The 26254-nt window shown below is 39.5% G+C and carries 25 protein-coding genes and 1 pseudogene; 9 read left to right on the top strand and 17 right to left on the bottom strand.

Going from position 1 to position 26254, the window contains the following annotated elements:
* Nucleotides 1-17 precede the first annotated feature (17 nt).
* The 10 genes from arsR to QT74_RS00265 all read right to left on the bottom strand — a co-directional run bounded on the left by arsR (nt 18) and on the right by QT74_RS00265 (nt 7936).
* Nucleotides 18-695: an acid response regulator transcription factor ArsR gene (gene arsR / locus QT74_RS00220; RefSeq protein ID WP_033763729.1), complete on the bottom strand. Its 678-nt coding sequence runs from the start codon at nt 693-695 to the stop codon at nt 18-20.
* Nucleotides 696-929: 234 nt separating this feature from the next.
* Nucleotides 930-1421 carry a CiaD-like domain-containing protein gene (locus tag QT74_RS00225; RefSeq protein WP_033741354.1) on the bottom strand — a complete coding sequence of 164 codons (492 nt, stop codon included), beginning with the start codon at nt 1419-1421 and terminating at the stop codon, nt 930-932.
* Nucleotides 1412-1675 (bottom strand): tetratricopeptide repeat protein, encoded by a 264-nt coding sequence (locus QT74_RS00230; protein WP_033763730.1) that lies wholly within the window; start codon nt 1673-1675, stop codon nt 1412-1414. Before QT74_RS00230 ends, QT74_RS00225 begins: the two co-directional genes overlap by 10 nt.
* A 46-nt stretch (nt 1676-1721) precedes the next feature.
* Nucleotides 1722-2990 carry a peptidase U32 family protein gene (locus QT74_RS00235; protein ID WP_033763732.1) on the bottom strand — a complete coding sequence of 423 codons (1269 nt, stop codon included), beginning with the start codon at nt 2988-2990 and terminating at the stop codon, nt 1722-1724.
* A 2-nt stretch (nt 2991-2992) separates the two neighbouring features.
* Nucleotides 2993-3712, bottom strand: a complete 720-nt coding sequence (gene cheZ / locus QT74_RS00240) for a protein phosphatase CheZ (RefSeq protein ID WP_033763733.1) — start codon at nt 3710-3712, stop codon at nt 2993-2995.
* 69 nt (nt 3713-3781) lie between these two features.
* Complete coding sequence (prfB, locus tag QT74_RS00245) at nt 3782-4873, bottom strand: peptide chain release factor 2 (protein ID WP_033763734.1); 1092 nt, start codon at nt 4871-4873, stop codon at nt 3782-3784.
* A 60-nt stretch (nt 4874-4933) separates the two neighbouring features.
* Nucleotides 4934-6109 (bottom strand): molybdopterin molybdotransferase MoeA, encoded by a 1176-nt coding sequence (locus tag QT74_RS00250; protein ID WP_033763735.1) that lies wholly within the window; start codon nt 6107-6109, stop codon nt 4934-4936.
* Nucleotides 6110-6118: 9 nt separating this feature from the next.
* Nucleotides 6119-6886, bottom strand: coding sequence for a flagellar biosynthetic protein FliR (gene fliR, locus QT74_RS00255; protein ID WP_033763736.1), 768 nt, complete (start codon nt 6884-6886; stop codon nt 6119-6121).
* Nucleotides 6880-7608: an EI24 domain-containing protein gene (locus tag QT74_RS00260; RefSeq protein ID WP_033763737.1), complete on the bottom strand. Its 729-nt coding sequence runs from the start codon at nt 7606-7608 to the stop codon at nt 6880-6882. The genes fliR and QT74_RS00260 overlap by 7 nt, the downstream gene beginning before the upstream one ends.
* Before the next feature lie 103 nt (nt 7609-7711).
* Nucleotides 7712-7936: a hypothetical protein gene (locus QT74_RS00265; protein WP_033763738.1), complete on the bottom strand. Its 225-nt coding sequence runs from the start codon at nt 7934-7936 to the stop codon at nt 7712-7714.
* A gap of 147 nt (nt 7937-8083) precedes the next feature.
* Here QT74_RS00265 and cbf2 point away from each other — a divergent pair, with 147 nt between their 5' ends.
* Genes cbf2 through efp form a run of 3 tightly spaced genes read left to right on the top strand, consistent with a single transcriptional unit; the run spans nt 8084 to nt 10508 of the window.
* Complete coding sequence (gene cbf2 / locus QT74_RS00270; protein WP_033763739.1) at nt 8084-8983, top strand: peptidylprolyl isomerase CBF2; 900 nt, start codon at nt 8084-8086, stop codon at nt 8981-8983.
* Nucleotides 8984-8999: 16 nt separating this feature from the next.
* On the top strand, nt 9000-9923 hold the full coding sequence (locus QT74_RS00275; RefSeq protein WP_000960451.1) for a class II fructose-bisphosphate aldolase: 924 nt from the start codon (nt 9000-9002) through the stop codon (nt 9921-9923).
* A 21-nt stretch (nt 9924-9944) separates the two neighbouring features.
* Nucleotides 9945-10508, top strand: coding sequence for an elongation factor P (gene efp / locus QT74_RS00280; protein WP_033763741.1), 564 nt, complete (start codon nt 9945-9947; stop codon nt 10506-10508).
* 540 nt (nt 10509-11048) lie between these two features.
* On the opposite strand, the gene pseI is transcribed toward efp, so the two are convergent.
* The 3 genes from pseI to QT74_RS00295 are packed head-to-tail and all read right to left on the bottom strand — an operon-like array spanning nt 11049 to nt 13989.
* Nucleotides 11049-12071: a pseudaminic acid synthase gene (gene pseI / locus QT74_RS00285; protein ID WP_033763742.1), complete on the bottom strand. Its 1023-nt coding sequence runs from the start codon at nt 12069-12071 to the stop codon at nt 11049-11051.
* Nucleotides 12072-12073: 2 nt separating this feature from the next.
* The gene (locus tag QT74_RS00290) at nt 12074-12715 is read right to left on the bottom strand and encodes an ABC transporter ATP-binding protein (RefSeq protein ID WP_000588202.1); all 642 of its coding nucleotides are present in this window, start codon (nt 12713-12715) and stop codon (nt 12074-12076) included.
* Nucleotides 12716-12717: 2 nt separating this feature from the next.
* On the bottom strand, nt 12718-13989 hold the full coding sequence (locus QT74_RS00295) for an apolipoprotein N-acyltransferase (RefSeq protein ID WP_033763743.1): 1272 nt from the start codon (nt 13987-13989) through the stop codon (nt 12718-12720).
* A gap of 223 nt (nt 13990-14212) precedes the next feature.
* On the opposite strand from QT74_RS00295, the gene QT74_RS00300 reads away from it, so the two are divergent.
* The 5 genes from QT74_RS00300 to QT74_RS00320 are packed head-to-tail and all read left to right on the top strand — an operon-like array spanning nt 14213 to nt 19063.
* Nucleotides 14213-14914, top strand: a complete 702-nt coding sequence (locus tag QT74_RS00300; protein ID WP_033763745.1) for a CvpA family protein — start codon at nt 14213-14215, stop codon at nt 14912-14914.
* A gap of 9 nt (nt 14915-14923) precedes the next feature.
* Nucleotides 14924-16429: a lysine--tRNA ligase gene (gene lysS / locus QT74_RS00305; RefSeq protein ID WP_033763746.1), complete on the top strand. Its 1506-nt coding sequence runs from the start codon at nt 14924-14926 to the stop codon at nt 16427-16429.
* Nucleotides 16429-17679, top strand: coding sequence for a serine hydroxymethyltransferase (locus QT74_RS00310; protein ID WP_000323130.1), 1251 nt, complete (start codon nt 16429-16431; stop codon nt 17677-17679). Before lysS ends, QT74_RS00310 begins: the two co-directional genes overlap by 1 nt.
* Before the next feature lie 10 nt (nt 17680-17689).
* A complete protein-coding gene (locus tag QT74_RS00315; RefSeq protein ID WP_000138102.1) occupies nt 17690-18232 on the top strand; it encodes a DUF1882 domain-containing protein in 543 nt (180 codons plus the stop codon).
* A gap of 21 nt (nt 18233-18253) precedes the next feature.
* A complete protein-coding gene (locus QT74_RS00320; RefSeq protein ID WP_033763748.1) occupies nt 18254-19063 on the top strand; it encodes an SPOR domain-containing protein in 810 nt (269 codons plus the stop codon).
* A 381-nt stretch (nt 19064-19444) separates the two neighbouring features.
* Here the strand turns inward: QT74_RS00320 and QT74_RS00325 are convergent.
* Nucleotides 19445-21159: pseudogene (locus QT74_RS00325) on the bottom strand (DUF262 domain-containing protein).
* A gap of 151 nt (nt 21160-21310) precedes the next feature.
* Between QT74_RS00325 and QT74_RS00340 the strand changes: the two are divergent.
* The gene (locus QT74_RS00340; RefSeq protein ID WP_000890457.1) at nt 21311-21844 is read left to right on the top strand and encodes a TIGR00645 family protein; all 534 of its coding nucleotides are present in this window, start codon (nt 21311-21313) and stop codon (nt 21842-21844) included.
* 6 nt (nt 21845-21850) lie between these two features.
* Here the strand turns inward: QT74_RS00340 and clsC are convergent, their stop codons facing one another.
* Genes clsC through QT74_RS00355 form a run of 3 tightly spaced genes read right to left on the bottom strand, consistent with a single transcriptional unit; the run spans nt 21851 to nt 26254 of the window.
* Nucleotides 21851-23359, bottom strand: a complete 1509-nt coding sequence (clsC, locus tag QT74_RS00345) for a cardiolipin synthase ClsC (protein WP_033753705.1) — start codon at nt 23357-23359, stop codon at nt 21851-21853.
* 20 nt (nt 23360-23379) lie between these two features.
* The gene (locus QT74_RS00350; RefSeq protein ID WP_001282382.1) at nt 23380-24117 is read right to left on the bottom strand and encodes a fumarate reductase iron-sulfur subunit; all 738 of its coding nucleotides are present in this window, start codon (nt 24115-24117) and stop codon (nt 23380-23382) included.
* Nucleotides 24110-26254, bottom strand: a complete 2145-nt coding sequence (locus QT74_RS00355; protein ID WP_033763750.1) for a fumarate reductase flavoprotein subunit — start codon at nt 26252-26254, stop codon at nt 24110-24112. The genes QT74_RS00350 and QT74_RS00355 overlap by 8 nt, the downstream gene beginning before the upstream one ends.

Here is a 26254-nt window from a genome sequence, read left to right on the forward strand (position 1 = left end):
TTAACTCCTTATTAGAATCAGTATTCTAATTTATAGCCAATCCCTCTAACAGAGATGATATATTGCGGTTGCTTAGGGTTTTTTTCAATTTTAGATCGCAAACGGCCAATGATCACATCAATGCTTTTATTAGAGCTTTCAGGGTTGATGCTCTCGCTCTCAATCGCAATGCTTTCACGGCTAAACACATAACCTTTTTTGCTAATGAGGAGCGAAAGGATTTCGTATTCAGCCCTGGTTAAGTCTAGCTTTTTTTCATGCATATACACTTCTCGGCTATCCTTATCCACTCTAAAGATATTCACATCGCCTGGCTCACTCATTTCTTCTTTTTTATGAGAACGTCTGAGTAGCGATTGGATACGAGCTAATAATTCCTTAGGATCATAGGGTTTAGGGAGGTAATCATCAGCCCCATAATCTAGCGCTTTAATCTTATCTTCCACATCACTTCTTGCTGAAGAAATAATAATAGGGATATGTTTTTGTTTGGAAATGCGCCTACACACTTCAAGCCCGTCTAAATTAGGCAAAGTCAAATCCAACAACAACAAATCATAATTTTGTGTGTTAGCCGCACTAATGCCGGTGTATGGCTCATCGTAATTGGTTACATGAATGCCATGCTGGAGCAAAAATTCGCTCAAAAACTCGGCTAATTCTATATCATCTTCTATCATTAAAACTTCTATCATATTTCAACTAACTCCTTCAATGATTTTTATAGCTTTAAAAACGATTAACTCTGTTAATGTTTTAAGGGACTAATTCTAGCATTTTATTACTAAAGATACCTTAAAGACGCCTTAAAAATAAAAATTCAAAACATTATCATAGTTATTAATGGAAATTAAGGCTTTGTTTTCATGAAATGTTGAAAATTAAAGCCTTATTCTTTAATGTTTTTAAACAATTCCTTTGATCATTTTTCACTCTGTGTTTTCTCGCTCCAAAGATTCTAATCGTTTTTCAAGCACGCTCAATTGGTATTGCAAGAAACGCGCCACTAAATCCAAACGCTTCATGGCTTCTTTTTCTTCTAAAGCTTGCATGCCTTGAAACAACACTAAGGTTCTTTCTAGTAAGTTTTTTAAAAAAACCCTCTCGTTTGAAATTGGCGCTTGCGTGGGGTTTTTGGGCGTGATTTCTTCTATAATGATTTCTTGTGCTTCTTCTTCTTTTTCTTCTGTATTTTCTTCTGTGATTTCTTCTGTGATTTTTTCTTGGGTTTCTATTTTAGGAACACTTTTTGGCTCCGTGTTACTCATTGGTGGCGTTTCAGCGTTTTTGGCGTTTTGCAAATAAGGGGGCGTTTTGAAAAAAGAGGGCGTTTTTTGCACCGCATCAAAGTTATTATCAATGGTTTTAGCCATTTTTTCAATTTCATTAAGGGTTTCTGAAATAATGTTTTTCAATTCCATTCTACCAGCCATTTTTCTAAATTCTCAACGCTCAAAAAATCCCCTTTGATAAAATTTAAATAGTGCCGCTCTAGTATTGCGTCGTGTTTGAAAGGAGCGCCATTTTTTTGGATTTTTTCCAAACGCTTCATTTGTTTTAACGCCTCTATATGGTCAGGGGTTTTGTTTAAAATATTAGTATAAATTTGCAACGCTTCTTCAAAAAATCCTTGTTCTTCATAAATATGAGCGAGCGTGATAGTTTCTAAGGGCATGCGTTTCTCTTAATCGTTTGTAATCCCTAATCTCTAAACGCCATTTTTAGACTCTGACTTGGGTGCGTAAAAAACTAAAAGCCGGCAAGGGTGCGGGCAATCGCACTAAATTCACATTCCCGCTATGGATGGTTTCTAACTCGGTGTTATTTTCTAAAAGGATTTTATAAAGCACCAAATAATAGCGTTTTTCAAAGGTATAAATCTTACCAATTTCATTGACTATGGGCGTGATAGTTGCATTTTTGGGGGCGATGATTTCATAAGCGGTGTTCGTGGTAGTGGTGAATTTGCACGCAAAAAAACGCCCGTCTTCGGTTACTTCGCCATTGACTTGAAAATCCCCTTCGCTAATGGCTGTTTGGTGGTTTTGAGTGTCTAGCCTTTCAAAAGGCCTTCGCATCAAATAGCCATCGGTAAAACCCCTGTTTTTAAGCGTGTTCAATTCGCTAGTATAAAAGTTGGGCCTAAAGGCGTTATGGTAAAAATCATCAACCGCTAAACGATAGATGCGCGTGGTTTGCGCGGCATAATAACTGGACTTGGTGCGCCCTTCAATCTTAAGCGCGCTAATAGCGTTGGAGCTTAAAATTTCAGCGATATGGCTGGAGAGATTCAAATCTTTAGCGTTAAAAATATGCGTGCCTACGCCCTCTTCTTCAACTAATCGCATCATCACGCCGTTATCAGGGTTTTTGACATAATATTCATAATCAAAACGGCAATCATTCGCGCAACTCCCTCTATTAGGCACGCGCCCATTCTGTAAGGCTGAAATCAAGCAACGCCCTGAAAAAGCAAAGCACATGCTCCCATGCACAAAAATTTCTAATTCTAAATCGGGTAAGGCTTTTTTAATTTCAACCGCATCATTCAAGCTTAATTCCCTAGCGCACACAATGCGTTTAACCCCTAAATCATAAAACACTTGTGCATCTAACACATTTAAAACATTCGCTTGCGTGGATAAATGGATAGGGATGTGCGGGGCGATTTTTAAAGCGAGTTTCACCACACCAGGTGCAGCAATAATGAAAGCGTCTGGTTTTAGCTCTGCCATTTTATAAATATGTTCTTCTAAAAGTTTGAGCTGGGAATTGAAAGGGAAACCATTGATCGTGGCATAGACTTTTTTATTTAACGCATGCGCGTAATCAATGCCTTCTTTAAAGGTCTCCAAAGTGAATTCTTTGCTTGCGCGATTGCGTAAAGAAAAATGGCTCACTCCCCCATAAACCGCATCAGCCCCATAGTTGAGAGCGATTTTAAGTTTTTTTAAATTACCGGCTGGAGAGAGCAATTCAACTTGGTTCAAAACTACTTGGCTCCAAAAGAAGCGATCAACGCTTCAATATCATCAGCGCTGGCTAGATCTTTATCGTCATCGCCGGTGATAAAAGTCGCTGAACTCACGCGCTTGGAATCATCAATTTTGCCTTCAAAAAGCGAATTCATGTATTGGCTGAGCGCTCGCATGACATTGACCACTCGTTCAATTTTTTGGCGGTGGATATCTTGAAATTGCATAATATCCATCGCTTGCATGGAGCTATCTGAGCAATTATTGGCTTCTTCTTCAATCGTTTTTAGGGCGTTTAGGATTTCTTGCTGCTCATTGAATGCGGTTTTAAAAGATTCAATATTAGGGAAATGCGCTTGCAAATTTTCAAAAATTTCTTGGTGTTTTTTTAGGGGTTCTTGGATTTTTTTAACCATTTTGGCGATTTTTTCAGCGCTAGCTCCGATCAAATCCAATTGATCAAAAATTTGCGTGGCTTTCACCTCAGAATCTCTTGTAACATCATCTAGTTGATGCACGACTTTATGCTCTTCAGTGGGGGGAGGGGGTGGCCATTCATTGGGGCTAATCTTGCCGTATTTTTCAGCGTCTTCTTTTTTGACGGTCATTTTTTGGCTAGAGCTTTCTTTATTCTCTTTAGCGGACTCTTCTTTAGTTTCTTTAGTCTCAGCCTCTAAAGCTTCTAAATTTTCCAAATCGCCCCCATTCATTAAGGCGTCTAATTCTTCTTGTGTCATTGTCGTTCCTTATGCGTTTTAAAAGCGTTTTATAGCAACCATAATTTATGAGTTGTCATTTTAGCGCACTTAAGCTTTAGCGATCAAAACGCCCTCTAAAATAGCGTCAATATCGCCATCTAAAATCGCTTCCACATTGCTATAAGCGATATTAGAGCGAGCGTCTTTGACTTGCTGGTAGGGGGCTAGGACATAGCTTCTTATTTGATGCCCCCAGCCGATCTCGCTTTTTTCTTCATTTTTGGCGCTATTTTGTTGTTTTTCCAATTCCAATTCATAAAGCTTGGATTTAAGCATTTTTAATGCGCTCGCTTTGTTTTTATGCTGGCTCCTGTCGTTTTGGCATTGCACCACAATACCGGTAGGGAAATGCGTGATCCTAACCGCGCTTTCTGTTTTATTGACATGCTGACCGCCTGCCCCACTGGCTCTATAATAATCATAACGGACATCTTTTTCATCAATTTCAATATCAATATCATCGTCTAATTCAGGGCTAATTTGCACGCTCGCAAAACTCGTGTGCCGTTTGGCGTTCGCATCAAAGGGCGAAATCCTTACAAGCCTATGCACCCCATTTTCATTTTTCAAATAGCCATAAGCGTTTTCGCCCTTAATGATAAAGGCGACCCCTTTAATGCCCGCTTCTTCGCCATCTTGATAATCTAAAATCTCGCTTTTAAAGCCCCTTCTTTCCGCCCACCTCAAATACATGCGATACAAAATACTCGCCCAATCCTGGCTTTCAGTCCCCCCCGCTCCAGGCTGAATGGTGATAATAGCGTTTGAGGCGTCGTTTTCACCGCTTAGCATGATTTCAATTTCCACTTTTTGGACGCTGTGTTCTAAAGTAGGAGCCTCTTCATAGAGCAAGGATAAAGTAGTCTCATCGTTATCGTTTTGAGCGAGTTCAAACAATTCCACGCTTTCATCTAGAGAATTTTTGGTTTTTTGATAGGTTTCTAGCAAGCGGTTCAGGCGCACTTTTTCTTTATTGGTGTCTCTAGCCTTTAAGACATCTTGCCAAAAATTAGGATCTTCTTGCTCTTTTTCAATGCGTTCTAATTCTTGTTTGATCTTTTCAGGCTTGATGATTAAAGCGATATTATCGCATTTGTTTTGCAAGCTTTTTAACAATTCGCTATAGGTGTAGTTATCCACAAACAGAACCTTTATGAGTGGGGTTTTAAAGTGGTCATTATAGCATTGTTAAAAGCCATTTTAATTTTCAAACCTTAAAATTTCAATTTCGCCCTGAACTAATCCCACTCCTTCATCAATTAAAGCGATAGAATCCACTCGCGCAAGGGCTTGAATCGCTCCTGATTCATAGCGGTTGTTGTTGTAAGGAATGAATTGGTGGTTTGAATAGTTGCCTAAAATTAAATGCGCGCGTTCGCCTTTAAGCTTTAAGGGGGCATTGATTTGAGCCTTAAAGGGTTTTAGCTTAAAATCTTTATCTAAAGATAAGCGCTCCAATAAGGGTAGAATCAAAACTCGTAAAACGACTAAGCAACTTAAAGGATTACCCGGTAAGCCTATAATGATACTTTGATTGAGTCGGGCTAAAGTTACCGGTTTTCCAGGTTTGAGATTGACTTTTTCATAATAAAAAAGGGCGTTTTTTTCTTTCAAGGCGTCTTTAAAAAAGTCTTTATCCCCTACGCTCACCCCCGCGCTTGAAAGGATGACATCATAGTCTTGTGATTCAAGTATTTTGAGCTGTAAATTTTTATCATCTTTTAAAACCCCTAGAAAATGCGTGTTGTAGTTTTTAAGCATGTTGAAAATACCCACTGAATTAACATCATAAACTTGGCATTCTAGGGCGTTTTGCCCTAAAGGCACTAATTCATCGCCACTGCTAAAGAGAGCGATTTTTAATTTTCTAAACGCTTTGATTTCTTTGAACCCTTGAGAGGCAATGAGCGCGATATGCCCGTAATTCAAACGGGTATTTTTAGGGACTAACACGCTGTTTAAAGAAGCGTTCTCGCCCTTTTGACGGATATTGGCGTTTATTTTAAAATCTTTGGGAGCTAGGGCGGAATTTTTATGGCTTTCTAGCATGCACTCTATAGGGATAATCGTTTCTATTCCCTTTGGCACCATCGCTCCAGTCATGATTTTAACGCATTCATTTTCTTTAACTTCTAAAGCGCTCACATCATCCCCGGCAAAAATGTGTTGGATGACTTGAGTTTTTTGGCCTAAATCTTGCATTTTAAACCCATAGCCATCCATTGCGCTTTGATTGAATTTGGGCAAAGCGTGAATGCAAACAATATCCTCTGCTAGAATACGCCCTGTGCTTTCAAACAAAGAGACAACCTCTATTTCTAAGGGTTTTAAGGGAATGCTAGAATGGATTTTTAGAGCTTCTTTAAAACTAATCATGTTTATCCTTTAAAAGATTTTGCTAATGGCGCTAAAGGCCAGGCTGATTTCTTCTTTAAAACGCCCCATGATAGCCGAAGCGATTAAAATAATGCCCACAAACCCGATCGCAATTTTAACCGGAAACCCGATAGCGAGCAGGTTGAATTGAGGGTGGGTTTTCATGATCATGCCAAAAATAATATCGCTCAATAACACCAAGCATAAAATAGGGAACGCCATAGAAAACCCTATGACAAACAAATGCGAAAAGGCTTTAACGATGTTTTTAGCTAACGCTGGCTCAAAGACAAATTGCCCTAAAGGGACGGCTTTTAAGCTGTGATCCACAAACAAAATGATCTGATGGTGGAACGATAAATCCAATAAAATTAAAATCGCTAACAATAAAAGGGCTTGCCCCACAATGGGTTTTTGCGATCCTGAAATAGGATCATACGCGCTCGCCATCGTAAGCCCCATAGAAAAGCTGATGCTATCGGTTGCAAACACTAAGCTCGCAAAAACGATTTGTAAAAAGACAGACGCGCACACCCCTAAAAACAGCTCGCATAAACAAGCAATGATAAAACCCTCTGGCGTGTAAGCGGCGTTTGAAAACTCTAAAGTGGGGTAAAAAATCGCGCTCACATACAAACTCAAAGCCCCACGCACCGATAAAGGCACTAAATAGTTTTCAAAAAAAGGGAAAAAAGATAACACGCCACTAACCCTTAAAAACAACAAGAAAAAATCCCTAACATGGGGGGTGCTAAGCTCTTGAATAAAATCTAGCATTCTTTTTCTTTAAGGATAAAAAAGTAGTGCGTTAGCATAAGGGTTTGCAATAAGGTGGCAAAAAAATTAAAAAAAGGGATTAAGGAAAAAAGATAGCAAAAAAATGAGAAATGATAATGCTTTAACCGGTGTTGTTTGAGTAAATTTTGATAGCTTTGATAATTAAAAATCATGCTGGCTATATCCCAACTCATGGTGTTTTTGAAAAAAAGAAAATGCGGAATTATAGAAAGAAAGACCCCAAAGACCCCTATAAAGGGAATGAAATAAAAGGGCGTTAAAACCGCTAATAATAAAAGCATAAAAATGAGCGATTTTAAAAAATATTTAATAGAAAAAAGGATAGAGCCAAATTCTTCTAAAACGACATGGGGATAATATTTTTGGTGCAAATAAGAAACCACTAAAGGGGTGTAAAAAATAGACGCAAAAATATTGATGACCAAACTCAAAAGAATCGCAATCCAAAAAATAAGAAGATACACTAACGCTTTAAAAACCCAAACAAACACACCAGCAAAAAAGCCTTGAGAATGAGAGTAATCGCTTAAAGATTGCGGTAATAAAGTTTGGCAATAACCCACAATACTCCCGCCATTGTAATAAAAGATAGCTCCAAAAAACGCCAAACTCAAAAGGATAGGGCCAAGATTGATTAAAAGCATTCTAGCGCTTAAAAAATCATTAAAGCTTTTTTTAAGGATAGATAAAGATAAAACCATAACCTGAAATCCTTCTCGCTTTGATAGGGTAATTTAAGCACAAAGTCCCTTAATCTTACATAGCAAGCTTATAAATGAGATTGACTAAAGGTATAGAAATTACTTAATATGGAATAACATGCAATGCTAAAAAACCAAATATATAAAATAATAACCCTGGTAACCAAGGAAAGAAAATACATGCAACAATAATTACGAATATTATATTCATCATTGCATCGAGGATTGTCTTTTCCTTTCCAAAAAAGAATAAAACAACACCTCCAAAAAAGGATAAAACAACAAAACAAAAGATAATAAATATTGTAACACCTGCTGCGGAAAACATTTTTACCCGCTTTGAATGGAATGAATAACTTTAAGCGTTTCTTACCCCTCAATGTGAGTTTTCTGTAATCATGAAAGCTGATTTTGTTTTAAATTTGCTATAATGTGAATTTAATGATGAAAATTAGTTTAGAGTGGAGAACACACAATGAAAAAAAATATCTTAAATTTAGCGTTAGTGGGCGCGTTGAGCGCGTCGTTTTTGGTGGCTAAGCCGGCTCATAACGCAAATAACACTGCACATAACACGAAAAAAACGACTGATTCTTCAGCAGGCGTGTTAGCGACAGTGGATGGCAGGCCTATCACCAAAAGCGATTTTGACATGATTAAGCAACGAAATCCTAATTTTGATTTTGACAAGCTTAAAGAGAAAGAAAAAGAAGCCTTGATTGAGCAAGCTATCCGCACCGCACTTGTAGAAAATGAAGCTAAAACCGAGAAATTGGACAGCACTCCAGAATTTAAAGCGATGATGGAAGCGGTTAAAAAACAGGCTTTAGTGGAATTTTGGGCTAAAAAACAGGCTGAAGAAGTGAAAAAGATCCAAATCCCAGAAAAAGAAATGCAGGATTTTTACAACGCTAATAAAGATCAGCTTTTTGTCAAGCAAGAAGCCCATGCTAGGCATATTTTAGTGAAAACCGAAGATGAAGCTAAACGGATTATTTCTGAGATTGACAAACAGCCAAAGACTAAAAAAGAAGCCAAATTCATTGAGTTAGCCAATCGGGATACGATTGATCCTAACAGCAAGAACGCACAAAATGGCGGTGATTTGGGGAAATTCCAAAAAAACCAAATGGCTCCGGATTTTTCTAAAGCCGCTTTCGCTTTAACTCCTGGGAATTACACTAAAACCCCTGTTAAAACAGAGTTTGGTTATCATATTATCTATTTGATTTCTAAAGATAGCCCTGTAACTTATACTTATGAGCAAGCTAAACCCACCATTAAGGGGATGTTACAAGAAAAGCTTTTCCAAGAACGCATGAATCAACGAATCGAGGAATTAAGGAAGCACGCTAAAATTGTTATCAACAAGTAATTGATGAGGTGTTATCATGTTAGTTAAAGGCAATGAAATCTTATTGAAAGCCCATAAAGAAGGTTATGGGGTGGGGGCGTTTAATTTCGTGAATTTTGAAATGCTAAACGCTATTTTTGAAGCAGGAAACGAGGAAAATTCCCCGCTTTTCATTCAAGCGAGTGAAGGAGCGATCAAATACATGGGGATTGATATGGCGGTGGGCATGGTGAAAATCATGTGCGAACGCTACCCACACATTCCTGTAGCCTTACACCTAGATCATGGCACGACTTTTGAAAGCTGCGAAAAAGCTGTGAAAGCGGGTTTCACTTCTGTGATGATTGATGCCTCTCATCATGCTTTTGAAGAAAATTTGGAATTGACTTCTAAAGTGGTCAAAATGGCGCATAACGCTGGAGTGAGCGTGGAAGCGGAGCTGGGGCGTTTGATGGGGATTGAAGACAATATTTCAGTGGATGAAAAAGACGCTGTGTTAGTGAATCCTAAAGAAGCGGAGCAATTTGTCAAAGAATCTCAAGTGGATTACTTAGCCCCAGCCATTGGGACAAGCCATGGAGCGTTTAAGTTTAAGGGCGAGCCAAAATTGGATTTTGAACGCTTGCAAGAAGTCAAAAGGCTCACTAATATCCCTTTAGTTTTGCATGGAGCGAGTGCGATACCAGATAATGTGAGGAAATCTTATTTGGATGCTGGAGGCGATTTGAAAGGCTCTAAGGGCGTGCCTTTTGAATTTTTACAAGAATCCGTAAAAGGGGGGATCAATAAGGTCAATACCGACACGGATTTAAGGATCGCTTTCATCGCAGAAGTGCGCAAGGTGGCTAATGAAGATAAGAGCCAATTTGATTTGAGGAAGTTTTTTTCTCCGGCCCAATTAGCGCTTAAAAATGTGGTCAAAGAGCGCATGAAACTTTTGGGTAGCGCTAATAAAATTTAATCAACAAGGAAAGAGTGTAACATGGCAATTGGGATGAGCGAGCTCAAAAAGGGCTTGAAAATTGAATTGGGTGGTGTGCCTTATAGGATCGTAGAATACCAACATGTCAAGCCCGGCAAGGGTGCGGCTTTTGTGCGTGCGAAAATCAAGTCGTTTTTAGATGGTAAGGTGATTGAGAAGACTTTCCATGCGGGGGATAAGTGCGAAGAGCCTAATCTGGTTGAAAAAACGATGCAATACCTTTATCATGATGGCGATACATACCAATTCATGGATATAGAGAGCTATGAGCAAATCGCTTTGAACGACTCTCAAGTGGGTGAGGCTTCTAAATGGATGCTAGATGGCATGCAAGTGCAGGTTTTATTGCATAATGACAAGGCGATTTCAGTGGATGTGCCGCAAGTTGTGGCTTTAAAGATTGTGGAAACGGCTCCTAATTTTAAGGGCGATACTTCCAGCACGAGCAAAAAACCAGCGACTTTAGAAACCGGTGTGGTCGTGCAAGTGCCTTTCCATGTTTTAGAAGGTGAGGTGATTAAAGTCAATACGGAAACAGAAGAGTATCTTGAAAAGGTGAAATGAGATTATCTTTTTATTGATCTAGTGCTTTAGACACAGCCTTTTTGTAAATGAGTGTTTATTCCCTTATTTGGGCTTTGCTTAATGAACTTTATTTAAAGCGTGCGTGAAGTCTGTGATTAAAAATTATTTAGAATTTCTTTTCTCTGTTCTCGTTTGGAATTGATTATTATAAAATATAAAAAATGCTTTAGTATTTTTTGCAATCTAAAAAGAGATTGATTTAACCAAGCGGATAATCTCTTAAAAAGCATTCTTTGGGGGTTATGGAATTTGATTGGGGGTTAAGAGGGTAAAAGTGCAAAATATTTCCCTAAAAAATGGGATTTATTATAAGGTTTAAAACGATAACAACAAAGTAATCTTGTTTTTATTAAAAAATTGAAGTTAATTGGAATTTAAATAAGGCTCTAGTTGCAATATGTGATGAGAGTGATGCCCCCTATCCCCTTAAGAGTTTATAAAATAAAGAAAATGAGTCTAAAATCAAATCTAAAACCATAAAACAAAATTTAAAACCCCCATTTTTTAATCAAAACAAACCTACAATGAGCGTTCTATATCATCAGCGCTTAAAGGGGTGTTGGCTTTTAAAAATTTTGATGCCTTTTGTCCTAAAATTTCTTTATAAAATTTAGGGTGTAAGCCAAGGTTGGGGCGTAAGGCTTTGATATTATCGCTAGTCAATGCTTCGCCTTTTTGAATATCCTTAATGACGAATAAAGAGCGCGCGAAGAATCTTCGCTTTTCTAAAGTCTTTGGATTGATTTTTGGCTCTTCTTCGCCTAAGGCTAAAACGCTTTGCTTGATGGCTTCAACCATGCTTTTAAATTCGTTAAAATCCATGCTAAAAGCGCTGTCTGGGGTTTGTAAGGATTTGTTTAAAATGAAATGCTTTTCTATCATGCTCGCTCCTAAAGTGGTGGCTAAAATGGGACAAAGAGAACCAATCGTGTGATCGCTTAAGCCAAATTTAACGCCAAAGGTTTCGCCTAATTTAACCATGCTCAATAAGTTAGCGTCTTCTATTTGGCTGGGATAAGCGCTCACGCATTTTAAAAGGGTGATGTCAAAATTATTCACGCCTTTGCACAATGAGATAGCGTCTTGTAATTCGGTGTGTGTAGCGATACCGCTAGAAAGGATAATGGGCTTTTGTGTGCGAGCGGCTTTTTCAATCAAGTCTAAATCAACGATTTCAAAACTAGCGATTTTATACATGGGGCAATTCAAGCTCTCTAAAAGCTCTAAAGCTTGTGAACTAAAAGGCGAGCTAAAAATGCCTAAATCAAGTTTTTTAGCCAATTCAAACAATTCCGCATGCCATTCTATGGGGGTAGAAGCCTTTTGATACAATTCATACAGATTTTCTTTATCCCATAAAGTGCCTTGAATGATGAAAGGATCTTCTTTGGAGTTTAAAGTCATGCAGCTTGGCGTGTAGGTTTGGAGCTTGACAAAATCCGCACCGCTTTCCTTAATGGCATGAAGGCTTTCTTTGGCTAGGTTTAGATCCTGGTTATGATTAGCGCTCAATTCAGCGACAATTTTAGGGCGTTGTAACATTTTTATTTTTCCTTAATCAAAACTTCTTTTTCTAGGCGATAGACTTGAGAGCAAGTGAAGGCTAAATGCTCATCATGCGTGGCTAGAACTAACGCCCCTTCGTTTTCTGTGATGTAATTTTGCAGCATGCTGATGACTTGATTAGCGCTAGTGGTGTCTAAATTCCCGGTGGGTTCATCAGCGATAATGATTTTAGGTTTTTTAGAAAGCACTCTGGCGATGCTTAAGCGTTGTTGTTGGCCGCCGCTCAATTCACCCACGCCTTGTTTTAGGGTGTGGGCTATGCCTAATTGTTCTAAAAGGGAATGATTTATTTCTTGCTTGGCTAGGATGGAAGCGACTTGTAAGTTTTCTAAAGCGCTAAAACCCTTAAAAAGGTAATGCGATTGGAAGATTATGCCCACTTTTAAGCGCCGTAGTTCCAAAAGCTTTTTGGAATTTAAGGCATAAATATCCTGGTGTTCTAACAAACTAATCGTCCCACTATTGGGTTTTAGCATGGTGGCTAAATGGCTTAGAAGCGTGCTTTTACCGCTCCCGCTCACGCCTAAAATCGCTAGGCTTTCTTTGGGCTTGATGTGCAAATCCACGCCATTATAAAGAGGCTTTTCAAAAGCATGAGAAATATTAATCGCTTTAATCATGATCATTTCCTAAAAAAAATATCGCCCAATAAGCTAGGGCTTAAAATGTAAGAAGTTGAAAAATTCGCGCTGTGCAAGATGATCTTATCATAACGCCTTGCGTAGTATTTTAAAAGCATTTTTTGTAGGGTGGGTTCAATGCTTGGGCTAAACCATGCGTTATTGCTCATCACGATAAAAATTTTTGAAGGGCTGTTTGAATAAGCGGCTTTGGAAGTGCCTTCATAACAAATCAGAGGGCGAAAAGTAAAATCATTTAATGTAAAATCGCTGAAACTAGAAGCGTTGCGGTATAAATAAGCGCTCTCGCCAAAAAAGAGCTTTTCAAGGGGTTTTTGAAGAAACTTGGGTAAAGGCATGGTCTCGCCAAAGGGGGCTAAGATCACTTTATCAGCGATCTGAACGCTTTCTTTAGAAAATAAAAACGAGCTGTTATAAAGGCTATAGTCTTGGGTGCGTAATGTCCCTATTAAAATAGCAATATTATCGCTTAAATCCTCTAGCTTAGCTTTAAAGGGGGAGTTCTCTAAAGCGATGGGGTAGGCGGTCTCTGGAAAAACAATCAGGGTTTTTTGCTTGCTTTGAGCGAGCTTGATTTCTTTAAGAATGTTGTTTTCAATATTATTAAGGTAGTTTGAGTCAAATTTCACATCTTGGGGCGTTCTTGTAGAGACTAATTCAATATTTCCAACCTTTTTTAAATCGCTTGTCTTGAAACCATTAAAATCCAACGCGCCAAGTAACAATAAAACCCCTATGATCCTATATTTTTTAAGATTTTGAGCACTCAAAAAAATGCAAGCTAAAAAAACAAGCCCTAGCGATAACTTATCCACTCTAAACACGCTATAAGAAAAAAAGCTATCTGGGACTAACCAATCAAATCCAAAAGGGTGGATAAAACTAGAGCCTAAAAAACTCAAAAGCCTAAAATAGGGGTTTTCAAAATAGAGCAACAAATAAAATAAAACCCCATAAACTAACGCTATTAAAACAATGATTAAGGGCAATAAATAAGTGAAATCCGAGTAGCGAAAGCTTAAAGCGCACCAATAAAACAATAACGCCCCCACAAAAAACCCCAAAGCAAAAGCGCTGTTTCTAGGGGTTTTTAAAAACGCTAGCATGCTTAAAGGGGCTAATAGGCTTGTGAGTGTGATAGTGATATAGAGGTTTTCAATTGCATAAGCGTCCAAAACAGCGTTCACATACACGCTTGAAACAAACATGCACGCTAATAAAAAAGCGTTTTGATTGAATAGAAGAAGACGCATGGCTAAATTGTGAAACCTTGAGATTGTTTTAGTGTATTATAGCTATATTTTAATTTAAGAATTTTAGATTGATTTTTTTAAGGGTAGTTTTTTTTAAGTTGTGTTATTATTTTCAAATTTCAAGTCTAAAGAGTGTGAATTGGCATGATTTAAGAGTAATGGGTGTTTTTGAGCGCTCACTATCTTTATGCGAATATATGAGAGAAAGGTTTGGGTTTAGGGTTTGAATTATATTGATTTGGCGTTACTTGTGGTGGTGGTGGCCTTTGGGATTAGGGGATTTTATCATGGCTTCGTGAGTGAAGTGGCGGGGACTTTAGGGATTGTGCTTGGCGTGTATTTGGCGTCTCGCTATTCTGTGGCTGTTGGGAATTTATTTTCAGAGCATTTGTATGATTTAAGAAATGAAACCATGACGAATCTCATCGGTTTTTTATTGGTGTTAGCGTCTATTTGGGTGTTTTTTTTAGCTTTTGGAGTGTTGCTAGGCAAGGTGTTAGTCTTTAGCGGGTTAGGCATTATAGACAAAGCGTTAGGGTTTATTTTTTCATGTTTAAAGACTTTTTTAGTGCTTTCTTTCGTCCTTTATGCACTCTCTAAAATGGAAGTCATGAAAGACGCTAACGCCTATTTGCAAGAAAAAAGCGCTTTTTTTTCTACCATGAAAAGCGTCGCTAGTAAAATCATGCGCCTTGATGGCGTCAAACATGTGGAGCAGAACCTTAAAGACAACCTTGAAGAAATGAGCGATGAAGTCAAAAATAAAGAATCTTTTAATAAAAATAAACAATCTTTTGATAAAGCGATGGATAAGGGCGTGGAATCTTTAAAAGAAAAGGCTAAAGACTTGCCTAAAAACATTCTAGATCCAAAAGCTAACCAAACCCCACCAAACCCCACCCCATCTAATAAAGAACCCCTATAAAGGCATAACATGTTTTCTAACCAATACATCCAACAACGCATCCATAAAGCCAATAGCTTGAGAGAAGAAGGGAAAAACCCTTATCAAAATGGCTTGAAACGAAGCCTCACCAACGCCGCTTTTTTAGAAAAATACGCTTATGTTAAGGGTTTAGAAGAGCCTAAAGACAAAGAAAAATGCGAGAGTATTGTAGGGAGGGTCAAGCTTTTGCGCTTAATGGGCAAGGCATGTTTTATTAAAGTTGAAGATGAAAGCGCGATTTTGCAAGCTTATGTTTCGCAAAATGAATTGAACGATGAATTTAAAAGCCTGAAAAAGCATTTAGAAGTGGGCGATATTGTGTTGGTGAAAGGCTTCCCTTTTGCTACCAAAACCGGTGAATTAAGCGTTCATGCATTAGAATTTCATATTTTAAGCAAAACCATTGTGCCTTTACCTGAAAAGTTTCACGGACTGAGCGATATAGAATTGCGTTACCGCCAGCGCTACTTGGATTTAATCGTCAATCCTAGCGTTAAAGATGTGTTTAAAAAACGCAGTTTGATTGTTTCTAGCGTGCGGAGATTCTTTGAAATGGAAGGGTTTTTAGAAGTGGAAACCCCCATGATGCACCCCATTCCTGGCGGGGCGAACGCAAGGCCTTTTATCACTTACCATAACGCTTTGGAGGTGGAGAGGTATTTGAGAATCGCTCCAGAATTATACCTCAAACGCTTGATTGTGGGGGGGTTTGAAGCGGTGTTTGAAATCAATCGTAATTTCAGGAATGAGGGCATGGATCACAGCCATAACCCCGAATTCACGATGATTGAATTTTATTGGGCGTATCACACTTATGAAGATTTGATTGAACTCAGTAAGAGGCTGTTTGACTACTTGCTAAAGACTTTAAATTTGGATTCAAAAATTATCTATAACGATATGGAAGTGGATTTCAACCAAACGAGCGTGATTTCCTATTTGGACGCGTTAGAAACGATAGGGGGCATTAGTAAGGATATTTTAGAAAAAGAAGACAGGCTTTTGGCTTATTTGTTAGAGCAAGGCATCAAAGTAGAGCCAAACCTCACTTATGGTAAATTGCTCGCTGAAGCGTTTGATCATTTTGTAGAATACCAACTCATTAATCCCACTTTTGTAACCCAATACCCTATTGAGATTAGCCCCTTAGCCAGACGCAACGATAGTAACCCTAATATTGCTGACAGGTTTGAATTATTTATTGCAGGAAAAGAAATCGCTAACGGCTTTAGCGAGTTGAACGATCCTTTAGATCAATTAGAACGCTTTAAAAATCAAGTGGCTGAAAAAGAAAAAGGCGATGAAGAAGCCCAATACATGGATGAAGATTATGTATGGGCCCTAGCCCATGGAATGCCCCCCACTGCAGGGCAAGGCATAGGCATTGACAGATTGGTGATGTTACTCACTGGAGCTAAAAGCATTAAAGATGTGATTTTATTCCCAGCGATGCGTCCTGTTAAAAACGATTTTAATATTGAGAGTGGAGAATAATGGCGTATTTTTTAGAACAAACGGATAGTGAAATTTTTGAATTGATCTTTGAAGAATACAAGCGGCAAAATGAGCATTTAGAAATGATAGCGAGCGAAAATTACACTTTTCCTAGTGTTATGGAAGCTATGGGAAGCATTTTAACGAATAAATACGCTGAGGGCTATCCTAACAAGCGCTATTATGGAGGCTGTGAAGTGGTGGATAAAATAGAAAGCCTAGCCATAGAAAGGGCTAAAAAGCTTTTTAATTGCCAGTTCGCTAACGTGCAAGCGCATTCAGGCTCACAAGCCAATAACGCTGTCTATCACGCTCTTTTAAAGCCTTATGACAAGATTTTAGGCATGGATTTAAGCTGTGGAGGGCATTTAACGCATGGCGCTAAAGTGAGTTTAACCGGCAAGCATTATCAGAGCTTTTCTTATGGCGTGAATTTGGATGGCTATATTGATTATGAAGAAGCGCTAAAAATCGCTCAAAGCGTTAAGCCAGAAATCATTGTGTGCGGGTTTTCAGCCTATCCAAGGGAAATTGATTTTAAGAAATTTAGAGAAATCGCTGATGAAGTGGGAGCGTTACTACTAGGCGATATAGCCCATGTGGCAGGGCTTGTGGTCGCTAATGAGCATGCCCATCCTTTCCCGCATTGCCATGTGGTTTCAAGCACCACTCATAAGACCTTAAGAGGGCCTAGAGGGGGGCTTATTCTAACTAATGATGAAGAGATAGCGGCTAAGATTGATAAAGCGATTTTTCCAGGGACTCAAGGCGGGCCTTTGATGCATGCGATTGCTGCTAAAGCGGTGGGGTTTAAAGAGAATCTAAAACCAGAATTTAAAGCTTATGCAAAATTAGTGAAATCTAACATGCAAGTTTTGGCTAAAGCGTTAAAAGAAAAAAACCATAAATTAGTGAGTGGTGGCACTTCTAACCATTTGCTTTTAATGGATTTCTTGGATAAGCCTTATAGCGGGAAAGACGCTGATATTGCATTAGGGAATGCCGGAATCACCGTGAATAAAAACACCATTCCTGGCGAAACGCGCAGCCCTTTTGTAACGAGCGGGATAAGGATTGGCTCAGCGGCATTGAGCGCAAGGGGCATGGGAGCTAAGGAATTTGAAATCATAGGGAATAAAATATCAGATATTTTGAATGATATTAACAATGTTAGTTTGCAATTGCATGTGAAAGAAGAATTGAAGGCGATGGCTAATCAATTCCCTGTGTACCACCAACCTATTTTTTAAGGGAGTCAAGATGACAGAAATGGAATTAAAGCTCATTAAGATAGACACAAGCCATTATTTTGAAAAAAAACCAGGCTTGGGGGAGAGGGTGGATTATGCGGGGCGTTGCTACTATAATAAATTCCAAAGAGTGAATGCCATGCTCACAAGCTCGCTCATTCAAAAGCATTTGAAAAGGGAGATAGAAATCGCGCACAATCTCATCTTGCGTAACGATAAGGTGGAAAACATTGTGTTTGATTATAACGGGAGAAACCCGGAGCGTTTTTACCATAAGGCGCAGTTATTGCTTCGTGAGGAAGGTTTTATGAATTTTACCGCTTATAACACCAAAACGCCTGGGCATTTGCATTTGTATGTGCATAAGGGGCATACGGAGTTAGGCGAGGGTGAAAGGTTGGTTAAAACTTTGTCTATGAAATTAGCACAAGGGTTGCCTAAAGAATGGAAGGTTTTCCCTAGCAATGAATGGCCTAAGGAATTTAATATTTTAGCTTTACCTTATGAAGTGTTTGCAAAAGAGCGAGGGAGCTCTTGGGCGAAGCATTTATAACCATTTTTGAAAGGATTTTTGATGTCAGAAAAAGAAAGACTGAATGAAGTGATCTTAGAAGAAGAAAATAATGGGGGCGGCACTAAAAAGGTGTTTTTGATCGTGGCTATAGCCATTATCATTTTAGCGGTGCTTTTAATGGTGTTTTGGAAAAGCACGAGAGTCGCTCCTAAAGAGACTTTTTTACAAACCGATAGCGGGATGCAAAAAATAGGCAACACTAAAGACGAGAAAAAAGACGATGAGTTTGAAAGCTTGAATTTGGATCCTTCCAAGCAAGAAGACAAGCTAGACAAAGTAGCGGATAATGTTAAAAAACAAGAAAATGATGCGTTTAACATGCCCACTCAAACCAATCAAACTCAAACGGAGATGAAAACAGCAGAAGAAACGCAAGAAGCTCAAAAAGAATTAAAAGCTGTTGAGTCTATTCCCATGAGCGCTCAAAAAGAATCTCAGGCTGTAGCTAAAAAAGAAACCCCCCATAAAAAGCCTAAAGTAGCGCCAAAAGATAAAGAAGCACATAAAGATAAAGCTAAGCATGCGGCTAAAGAGCCAAAAGCTAAAAAAGAAGCTCATAAAGAAGTTCCTAAAAAAGCCAATTCTAAAACCACTCTTACTAAAGGGCATTATTTGCAAGTGGGGGTTTTTGCACACACGCCCAATAAAGCCTTTTTGCAAGCGTTTAACCAATTCCCCCATAAGATTGAAGATAGGGGAGCAACGAAGCGCTATCTCATAGGCCCTTATAAGAGCAAGCAAGAAGCCTTAATGCATGCTGATGAAGTCAGTAAAAAGATGACTAAACCGGTTGTCATAGAAGCGCATTAGGGGTTTGGGCTAAAAATTCTTATTTCTTTCTTGGGCGTTTTTAGTGGATCGCCCAAGCTCTAAAACGATGGGTTAGCTTACTCCATCGGCTCGGATAATTTTAACAGAGAATGAAGATAAACAGATTTTTTTGATCAATATACCTATTTGGTCTTTGAGAAATTCAGATAATTCTTGCGTTTGAATTCAGCCTTAAAGAGCATTCATTCGTTAAAAGTATTTGTTTGTTGTTTGAAAACTACGGAGCGTTTAAATCTTATGAAATTATTGTTTGTTGTTTGATAACCCCTAACCCTCCAAAGAAGAGATCGGTTTGGAACTAGCTTTATGGGTGGTGGGGCTAGAAGCAAGAGAGCAAGCGCGCTCACGCTTCTTTAATCCTTAGTGGGCGGCAAAATCTTTAAAAAAGGTGTTGATCAGCCATTCTTGCATTTCATCATTCCTTGCTATCAAGGCCTTTTTATTGAAACCTTTTACATTAAAGCACCTATTAAAAGGGATTCTACTCTCCTTATAGATTTCATCTTTCCCATACAGATCCTTATCGCTTGCCTTACGATTGAGCGAGTTTTCTAGGGAGATGAGGTTGCCGTATGTGTTAATATAAGCTCTAAGATCTTCCTTGTCTTCAAAACCAAGATCTCTGCCCTTATTGCTGAATTTCTGTTCTGATAAATTGATGGGGATGATGTGTTCTATGTCTTGGGAGAGTTGCTTCCCAGGGATCAATTTTTTGAGATCGGCAAGACCCATCTCTTGGCAGTTCTTTTCAAAGAAGATATAATGGAAGCATGATGGGTTGGGTGCGTCCTTTACAAGTTTCCAAGAAGCCTGCTCTATATCATTTCTGCATTGAGCGATCATCTTGCTCTTCAATCCCTCTTTACCCTTGTCAAGATACTCATGAATCAGGTTGTAGGCTACTGAATCCACTCCTTTGCGACCTTTGGAAAGCAAGATATAGGTTTTGGCAAAGAGTCTCAGCGTTTCATCGTCTAGTTCGTTGTTGATTTTCAGGCGGATGAGCGAATTGAAAAAAGACGGTTTGATCTTGTTGATGAGCATGACTTTAAAGGTGGTTGGGTTGGTGTCAATCTCGCTCAATAGATCAAAGAAAGCCTGATAGAAGTTTTTCAAATCGCTGACATAGGATTGGATGAAACTTTTCAATTTGCTTGTTTTGCTTGTTTTGTTTTTGATTTCTTTTAGTTCATCTTTGAGTTGTTCGTATGTGTTGTCTGTGCTTGCTTTGTAGTGCCCTAAAAAATCGATCCCATCAAATCTTTGACTCCCTGCGTGGTAGCGGAAGATGTCGCCTTCATCAAAGTTTGAGCCTCCAACGCTAGAGATGTGGTTGCTCTTTTTGATCTTGGCAAAGATCTTAAAAATTTCTCCAAAATGATCGTTGATGAACTGGTCTAGCCCCCTTTTCCCATCGCAAAAAGTGTTGGAGTAATAGATGAGGAGGGATTTTAGTTTGTCTAGCAAGAGAAGAGGCACGCCTCTGTCATTCACGCTTTGAAAGGTTCTGATGGCTCTTCCAGGATCGGGCTCTTCAAGCCGCATCAAAACCATTTCCAAAAGTGCTTCCAAACGCTCATTCACTTCTTCTTTATTCAATTTGCTGACCTTATCCAAGATGGCCTTCAAAACTTCAAAGAGATTTTGCTTACCCTCAGTGTCTGCATCTTTTTCTGGCTGATATTCCCCTTTTCTGCCGCTTCCAAGAGCACTTTGAAGAAGCTTTGGTTTTGAGGAGCGACTTCTAATTTTAATTCTCCCTTTTGGTATAGATATTTTCTTGTCTCTTGCTTGTCTTTCTCATTTTGTTTGTTCGCCAAGACATGCAAGAGCATGAAGATGGTAGTCGTTCGTTGCTGGCCGTCAATGATGTCATACAATTTTTTGTTGTCTTCATTATTAGCGACAACCATGGTGCCTATAAAATGCCCCTGACCCTTTTTGTTGTAATCTATCGCTTCTTCTAGATCTTCCCACAGATCCCTAAAATTCTTGTCCTTCCAAGCGTAATCCCTCTGATAGTTGGGGATGCTGTACCCTTCCTCTTGAAAAATCTTTTTTATAGTGGTTTTCATTCACTTCTCCTTATGTTGGTATTCAAATTTATACCATAAACACCATAAGAATGGCTTGAGATTTCACTCCATCAAGGCGTTCTGTTAGCCACTCGGGGCGTTTTATTAGCTATAATCAAGGCTTCAAAAAGCCATAATTAAAAGAGTTGAGATGCTAGAAAAATTGATTGAAAGAGTGTTGTTTGCCACTCGTTGGTTGCTAGCCCCTTTATGCATTGCCATGTCGTTAGTGTTAGTGGTTTTAGGCTATGTGTTCATGAAAGAGTTGTGGCACATGCTCAGCCATTTAAACACGATCAGCGAAACGGATTTGGTTTTATCGGCTTTGGGTTTGGTGGATTTGTTGTTTATGGCCGGGCTTGTTTTAATGGTGTTGCTCGCCAGCTATGAAAGCTTTGTTTCTAAACTAGACAAGGTAGATGCTAGCGAAATCACTTGGCTAAAGCATACGGATTTTAACGCCTTAAAATTAAAGGTTTCGCTTTCCATTGTGGCCATTTCGGCGATTTTCTTGCTCAAACGCTACATGAGTTTAGAAGATGTTTTATCTAACATTCCTAAGGACACGCCCTTATCGCAGAACCCCATTTTTTGGCAAGTCGTGATCCATTTGGTGTTTGTGTGTTCAGCGCTCTTAGCCGCCGTTACCAATAACATCGCTTTTCCGCAAAACAAAGGGCATTAAAAGGGTTTAAAGTTCTCTTTCAGGAAGGACTTTAGACCATTCTTTAATCAAGCGTAAAAAAAAGGAAGTGTCAGGCGAATTTTTTTCGTGGATTAAAATACCTTCTTCTACCGCTTCCCAAATCACTCTATGCCGATACAAAACCAAATGCCATGATTGTTGGGCATGATCTTTGAGCGACAAACGCACCCTTTTAGCAAAAGATGGGTTGTCAAACAAGACCGCGCTTTCAGTGTTGATATAGGCAGAGCGCGGATCAATGTTAAAACTCCCTAGAAGCGTCAAAGCGTCATCAAAAACGATCGTCTTGCCGTGTAAGGAATGTTTGGTGCTAAAGCGCCCTTTAATCTGGCGGTTGAAAAAATCGTTTCGTATTTCATAGACATTCGCTCCCATTCTCACTAATTTATTACGATACCTTTCCCACGCCCCATAGACCACGATAGCGTCCGTTGATGAAAGAGAATTGGTAAGAATATTCAATTCAATCCCCTTAGCAATCTGATTTTTAAAGATTTTCATCATCTTTTTGCCTGGAATAAAATACGACGAAGCGATAAAAACGGAGTCTTTGGCGTTTTTAAGGGCTTTTTCAAAAGCGGTTTTGATGGGCGAATACAAGGGCGTGTCAATTTTTTCAGGCGAATCGGCCAAAAAATCTGCATTCCCATAATAAATAGGGTATTGGTATTTTTGAAAGCGTTCTATAAAATCATTGACTTTTTTTTCAAACTCATTAATATCTTCAGCGCTGATAGGGATTTTTTCATGGAGTTTAGCGATTTCTTTGGCGTTGTTTTTGAGTCTTTTATGGGTTCTTAACAATGAAACAGGAATGGAGCGGTGGAATTTCCAATAATTTTCAAAACTTTCTTTAGCCTTTGAAGCAACCCCCCCAAAAAACAAAGCGTCTAAATCTAAAAAATTCGTTTCTAAATCGTTGTCAAAATAATTGTCCCCAATATTACGGCCCCCTATGATGACAGCGAAATTATCCACGATAAAAAGCTTGTTGTGCATGCGTTTTTTAATGCGTTCATAGTCTGCGAGCATTTCAAAATAGCGCAAGCCTTTATTGCGGATATAGTAGGGGTTAAAAATTTTCACTTCAATGTTTTTGTGGAAATTTAAAAGCATAATATCTGAAAAATCTGAATCTAGCCCGTTGTCATCTAAAAGGATACGCACTTTTACCCCACGATTAGCCGCATTTAAAAGCTCTTTAGCGATCACTTGAGAAGAAAGATCGTTCTTATAGATATAAGTTTGCATGTCAATGCTTTTTTGACTCATTCTAATAAGGCCCACTCTATGCAATAAAGCGTCAAAGCCATCTTCTAAAAGAATGGCCGCACTATAGTTAGGGTTTTCTTTTAGATTTTTGGCATACAAACTCCCAATGGTGGTGGTATAAGGGTCATAAGAGATAGGGGGGTTTGAAATGGGAGTTTTATAAACTAACCCAAAACACCCACTAAAAAAAAAGACGCTTAAAAGAACTAAAAAGATTTTCAAAAACGACCCACTAAAAGAAATTAGCGGCTTTTACCCACTTTCAACATTCGGTTGCGCAAAGTAGCAATACTGCTTTGCAAGGGTAATTCTTTAGGGCAAGTGTCATGGCAAGCGATTAGGCTCATGCACCCAAAAACGCCATCATCATCGCCGACTAATTCATAGAAATCATCATCGCTTCTTTCATCGTGGCTGTCAATCATAAAACGCATGGCTCTGTTCATGCCAGCAGCTCCAATGAAATTGGGGCGCATGAGTTTGGTCCCGCAAGATGCAATACAGCACCCGCATTCAATGCACCTGTCTAATTCAAAAACCTCTTGAGCTTCATCAGGCTCAATCCTTTTTTCCGGTTTGGTAATATCCACTTCTTCTTTAGAATGCGCCCAACTCTCCACTCTTTTAGTCATGTCCAAAAACCAATCGCCGGTATTCACGCTCAAATCTTTAATGAGTGTAAAACTGGGCATGGGCATGAGCGTTATTACTCCGCTTTCAAAACTAGAAGTTAGGGTTTTGCAAGCCAGCCTCGGCCTCCCATTAACCATCATCGCGCAAGATCCGCAAATCCCAGCGCGGCACACAAAGTCAAAGCTCAAATCCGGATCCTGATGCTCTCTGATGAGGTTTAAAGCGATAAAGAGCGTCATGGACGGCGTTTCTTTCAATTGATACTCTTTAAAATGCGGCTTACTCACCGCGCTTTGAGGGTCAAACTTTAGCACTCTAACGATAATCGTTCGTTCATTATCACTCATGGTGTTCTCCTTTTAGATTGGCGTTGTGTTTGTCTAATAAATCATGGACATTGAAAGAATACAAATGTTCCCCCCTAGCCCTAACTTCTTCATCTTCTAAACGCATATTCCTAGCTTTGTATTTTTCTTGCAATTCAAAAGGCATGAGTGCATGCTGGACTTCCACTCTGTCTTTTCCAAGCTTTTCTAATTCTAAAATCGTTTTTAAAATTTCAGCGTCGCGCTCTTCTTTTTTGGGGTGGGGAATGAAATTACCCTTTTTGCCATAGCCCCTAAAATCAGGGCTGATTTCCATTTTCATCACATCTAATTCTTCGTATTCAATCGTGGGCATGTCTTGCTCAGCGCTAGGCCAGCTCGCTAAAGTCCGGTTAAGCCATTTTTCATCGTCTCTTTTAGGGTAATCAATCCTTGTGTGAGCCCCTCTGCTTTCAGTGCGCAGTAACGCCCCTTGAGTGATGCAAAGCGCGAGTTTGAGCATTTTTTTGGTGCGGTAAGCGTCCTCTAATTCAGGGTTATTGTGCAAAACCTTGTTTTTCACGCAAATGTTTTTGGAACGCGCATAAAGCTCTTGCAATTCTTTAAGGGCTTCTTCTAACCTTTTACCTTCTCTAAAAACGCCCACTTTTTCATCCATGACTTCTTTCATGCGCTCTCTGATTTCATACACATCTTCCTTGCCTTCATTGTGCAATAAAAAGTGCATGTAATCTTGGCTTTCTTTAATGAAAGCTTCAACTTTTTGCGTGTTGATTTCAATTTGCGCTTCCAAACAATGCGAGGCGAAATAATCCCCTATAATCATGCCAGCCACCACGGCCTCGCTCACAGAATTTCCCCCCAAGCGGTTAAACCCATGCAAATCCCAGCATGCCGCTTCGCCCGCACAGAACAAGCCTTTCAAATGGGTTTCGCCTTTAGGGTTTGTCCTAACCCCACCCATAGAATAGTGTTGCATGGGTTTTATGGGAATCCAGCCTTTTTGCTTAGCCACCGCTTGCCCGTATTCAGGCTCATTAGTGGGCGCTCCTTGCATGTTGTCTTTGGTTTGCTCTTCGCTATCAGCCGGATCAATACCCGCAAAAGTCATGGCAATATCGCGCACATCCCTTAAGTTTTTTTCCACATGGTTACGCCCTAAAATAGCAATATCCAACCACACATGATCCCCGTAGGGCGATTTGGCTCCATAGCCTTTTTGGATATGCTCTAAAATCCGCCTTGAAACCACATCTCTGCTCGCAAGCTCTTTTTTCTCCGGCTCATAAGCGGGCATGAAGCGTCTGCCAAACTTGTCTCTTAAAACGCCGCCATCGCCCCTACAACCTTCGGTCATTAAAATCCCGCTTGGCACTAAAGCGGTAGGGTGGAATTGCACCGCTTCCATGTTGCCTAATTTAGCCACGCCGGTTTCTAAAGCGCTCGCCGCCCCGGCTCCATCGCAAATCACGGCGTTAGTGGTGTGTTTATACACGCGCCCATAACCTCCGGTAGCTAAAAGCGTGCCTTTAGAAACATACGCTGAAATTTCGCCTGTGATCAAATCCCTTACCACCGCCCCATAACATTTATTATCATGATGAATGAAAGCGAGCATGTCCTTTCTGTCTTGAATATCCACTTTGTGGTGTAAGGCTTCATTAGCGACCGCATAAAGCATGGTATGCCCTGTAGCATCAGCCGTAAAACATGTGCGCCATTTTTTAGTGCCGCCAAAATCACGGCTTAAGATATAACCATGCCTGTCGTCTCTTTCGGTAATGATAACATGCTCACCATTGACGACCGCAGGCCTATCGCCCTTTTTAATCCTAGTCCAAGGCACCCCCCAACTGGCCAATTCCCTAATGGCTTTAGGGGCAGTGGTTACAAACATTCTAGCCACTTGCTGATCGCACCCCCAATCGCTCCCCTTAACCGTGTCTAAAAAGTGTAAATCTTCATTATCACCCTCGCTTTTTTTAGCGTTCGCAAGACTCGCTTGCATGCCCCCTTGAGCGGCCGCAGAATGCGAACGCCTGACAGGTACTAGGCTTAAAACGATGGTGTTTAAACCCTTTTGTTTGCATGCGATACTAGCCCTTAACCCGGCCAATCCGCCTCCAATAATTAGCGCATCACAATATGTTATTTTCAT

This window comes from Helicobacter pylori SA213A, from assembly GCF_000476275.1.
Taxonomy (GTDB): Bacteria; Campylobacterota; Campylobacteria; order Campylobacterales; family Helicobacteraceae; genus Helicobacter; species Helicobacter pylori_CL.

What these genes read in the sequence shown, in the direction of transcription:
- arsR (WP_033763729.1), bottom strand. Translation starts at nt 695, where the DNA reads ATGATAGAAGTTTTAATGATAGAAGATGATATAGAATTAGCCGAGTTT.
- QT74_RS00225 (WP_033741354.1), bottom strand. Translation starts at nt 1,421, where the DNA reads ATGGAATTGAAAAACATTATTTCAGAAACCCTTAATGAAATTGAAAAA.
- QT74_RS00230 (WP_033763730.1), bottom strand. Translation starts at nt 1,675, where the DNA reads ATGCCCTTAGAAACTATCACGCTCGCTCATATTTATGAAGAACAAGGA.
- cheZ (WP_033763733.1), bottom strand. Translation starts at nt 3,712, where the DNA reads ATGACACAAGAAGAATTAGACGCCTTAATGAATGGGGGCGATTTGGAA.
- QT74_RS00250 (WP_033763735.1), bottom strand. Translation starts at nt 6,109, where the DNA reads ATGATTAGTTTTAAAGAAGCTCTAAAAATCCATTCTAGCATTCCCTTA.
- fliR (WP_033763736.1), bottom strand. Translation starts at nt 6,886, where the DNA reads ATGCTAGATTTTATTCAAGAGCTTAGCACCCCCCATGTTAGGGATTTT.
- QT74_RS00260 (WP_033763737.1), bottom strand. Translation starts at nt 7,608, where the DNA reads ATGGTTTTATCTTTATCTATCCTTAAAAAAAGCTTTAATGATTTTTTA.
- QT74_RS00265 (WP_033763738.1), bottom strand. Translation starts at nt 7,936, where the DNA reads ATGTTTTCCGCAGCAGGTGTTACAATATTTATTATCTTTTGTTTTGTT.
- cbf2 (WP_033763739.1), top strand. Translation starts at nt 8,084, where the DNA reads ATGAAAAAAAATATCTTAAATTTAGCGTTAGTGGGCGCGTTGAGCGCG.
- QT74_RS00275 (WP_000960451.1), top strand. Translation starts at nt 9,000, where the DNA reads ATGTTAGTTAAAGGCAATGAAATCTTATTGAAAGCCCATAAAGAAGGT.
- efp (WP_033763741.1), top strand. Translation starts at nt 9,945, where the DNA reads ATGGCAATTGGGATGAGCGAGCTCAAAAAGGGCTTGAAAATTGAATTG.
- pseI (WP_033763742.1), bottom strand. Translation starts at nt 12,071, where the DNA reads ATGTTACAACGCCCTAAAATTGTCGCTGAATTGAGCGCTAATCATAAC.
- QT74_RS00290 (WP_000588202.1), bottom strand. Translation starts at nt 12,715, where the DNA reads ATGATTAAAGCGATTAATATTTCTCATGCTTTTGAAAAGCCTCTTTAT.
- QT74_RS00295 (WP_033763743.1), bottom strand. Translation starts at nt 13,989, where the DNA reads ATGCGTCTTCTTCTATTCAATCAAAACGCTTTTTTATTAGCGTGCATG.
- lysS (WP_033763746.1), top strand. Translation starts at nt 14,924, where the DNA reads ATGTTTTCTAACCAATACATCCAACAACGCATCCATAAAGCCAATAGC.
- QT74_RS00310 (WP_000323130.1), top strand. Translation starts at nt 16,429, where the DNA reads ATGGCGTATTTTTTAGAACAAACGGATAGTGAAATTTTTGAATTGATC.
- QT74_RS00315 (WP_000138102.1), top strand. Translation starts at nt 17,690, where the DNA reads ATGACAGAAATGGAATTAAAGCTCATTAAGATAGACACAAGCCATTAT.
- QT74_RS00320 (WP_033763748.1), top strand. Translation starts at nt 18,254, where the DNA reads ATGTCAGAAAAAGAAAGACTGAATGAAGTGATCTTAGAAGAAGAAAAT.
- QT74_RS00340 (WP_000890457.1), top strand. Translation starts at nt 21,311, where the DNA reads ATGCTAGAAAAATTGATTGAAAGAGTGTTGTTTGCCACTCGTTGGTTG.
- QT74_RS00350 (WP_001282382.1), bottom strand. Translation starts at nt 24,117, where the DNA reads ATGAGTGATAATGAACGAACGATTATCGTTAGAGTGCTAAAGTTTGAC.
- QT74_RS00355 (WP_033763750.1), bottom strand. Translation starts at nt 26,254, where the DNA reads ATGAAAATAACATATTGTGATGCGCTAATTATTGGAGGCGGATTGGCC.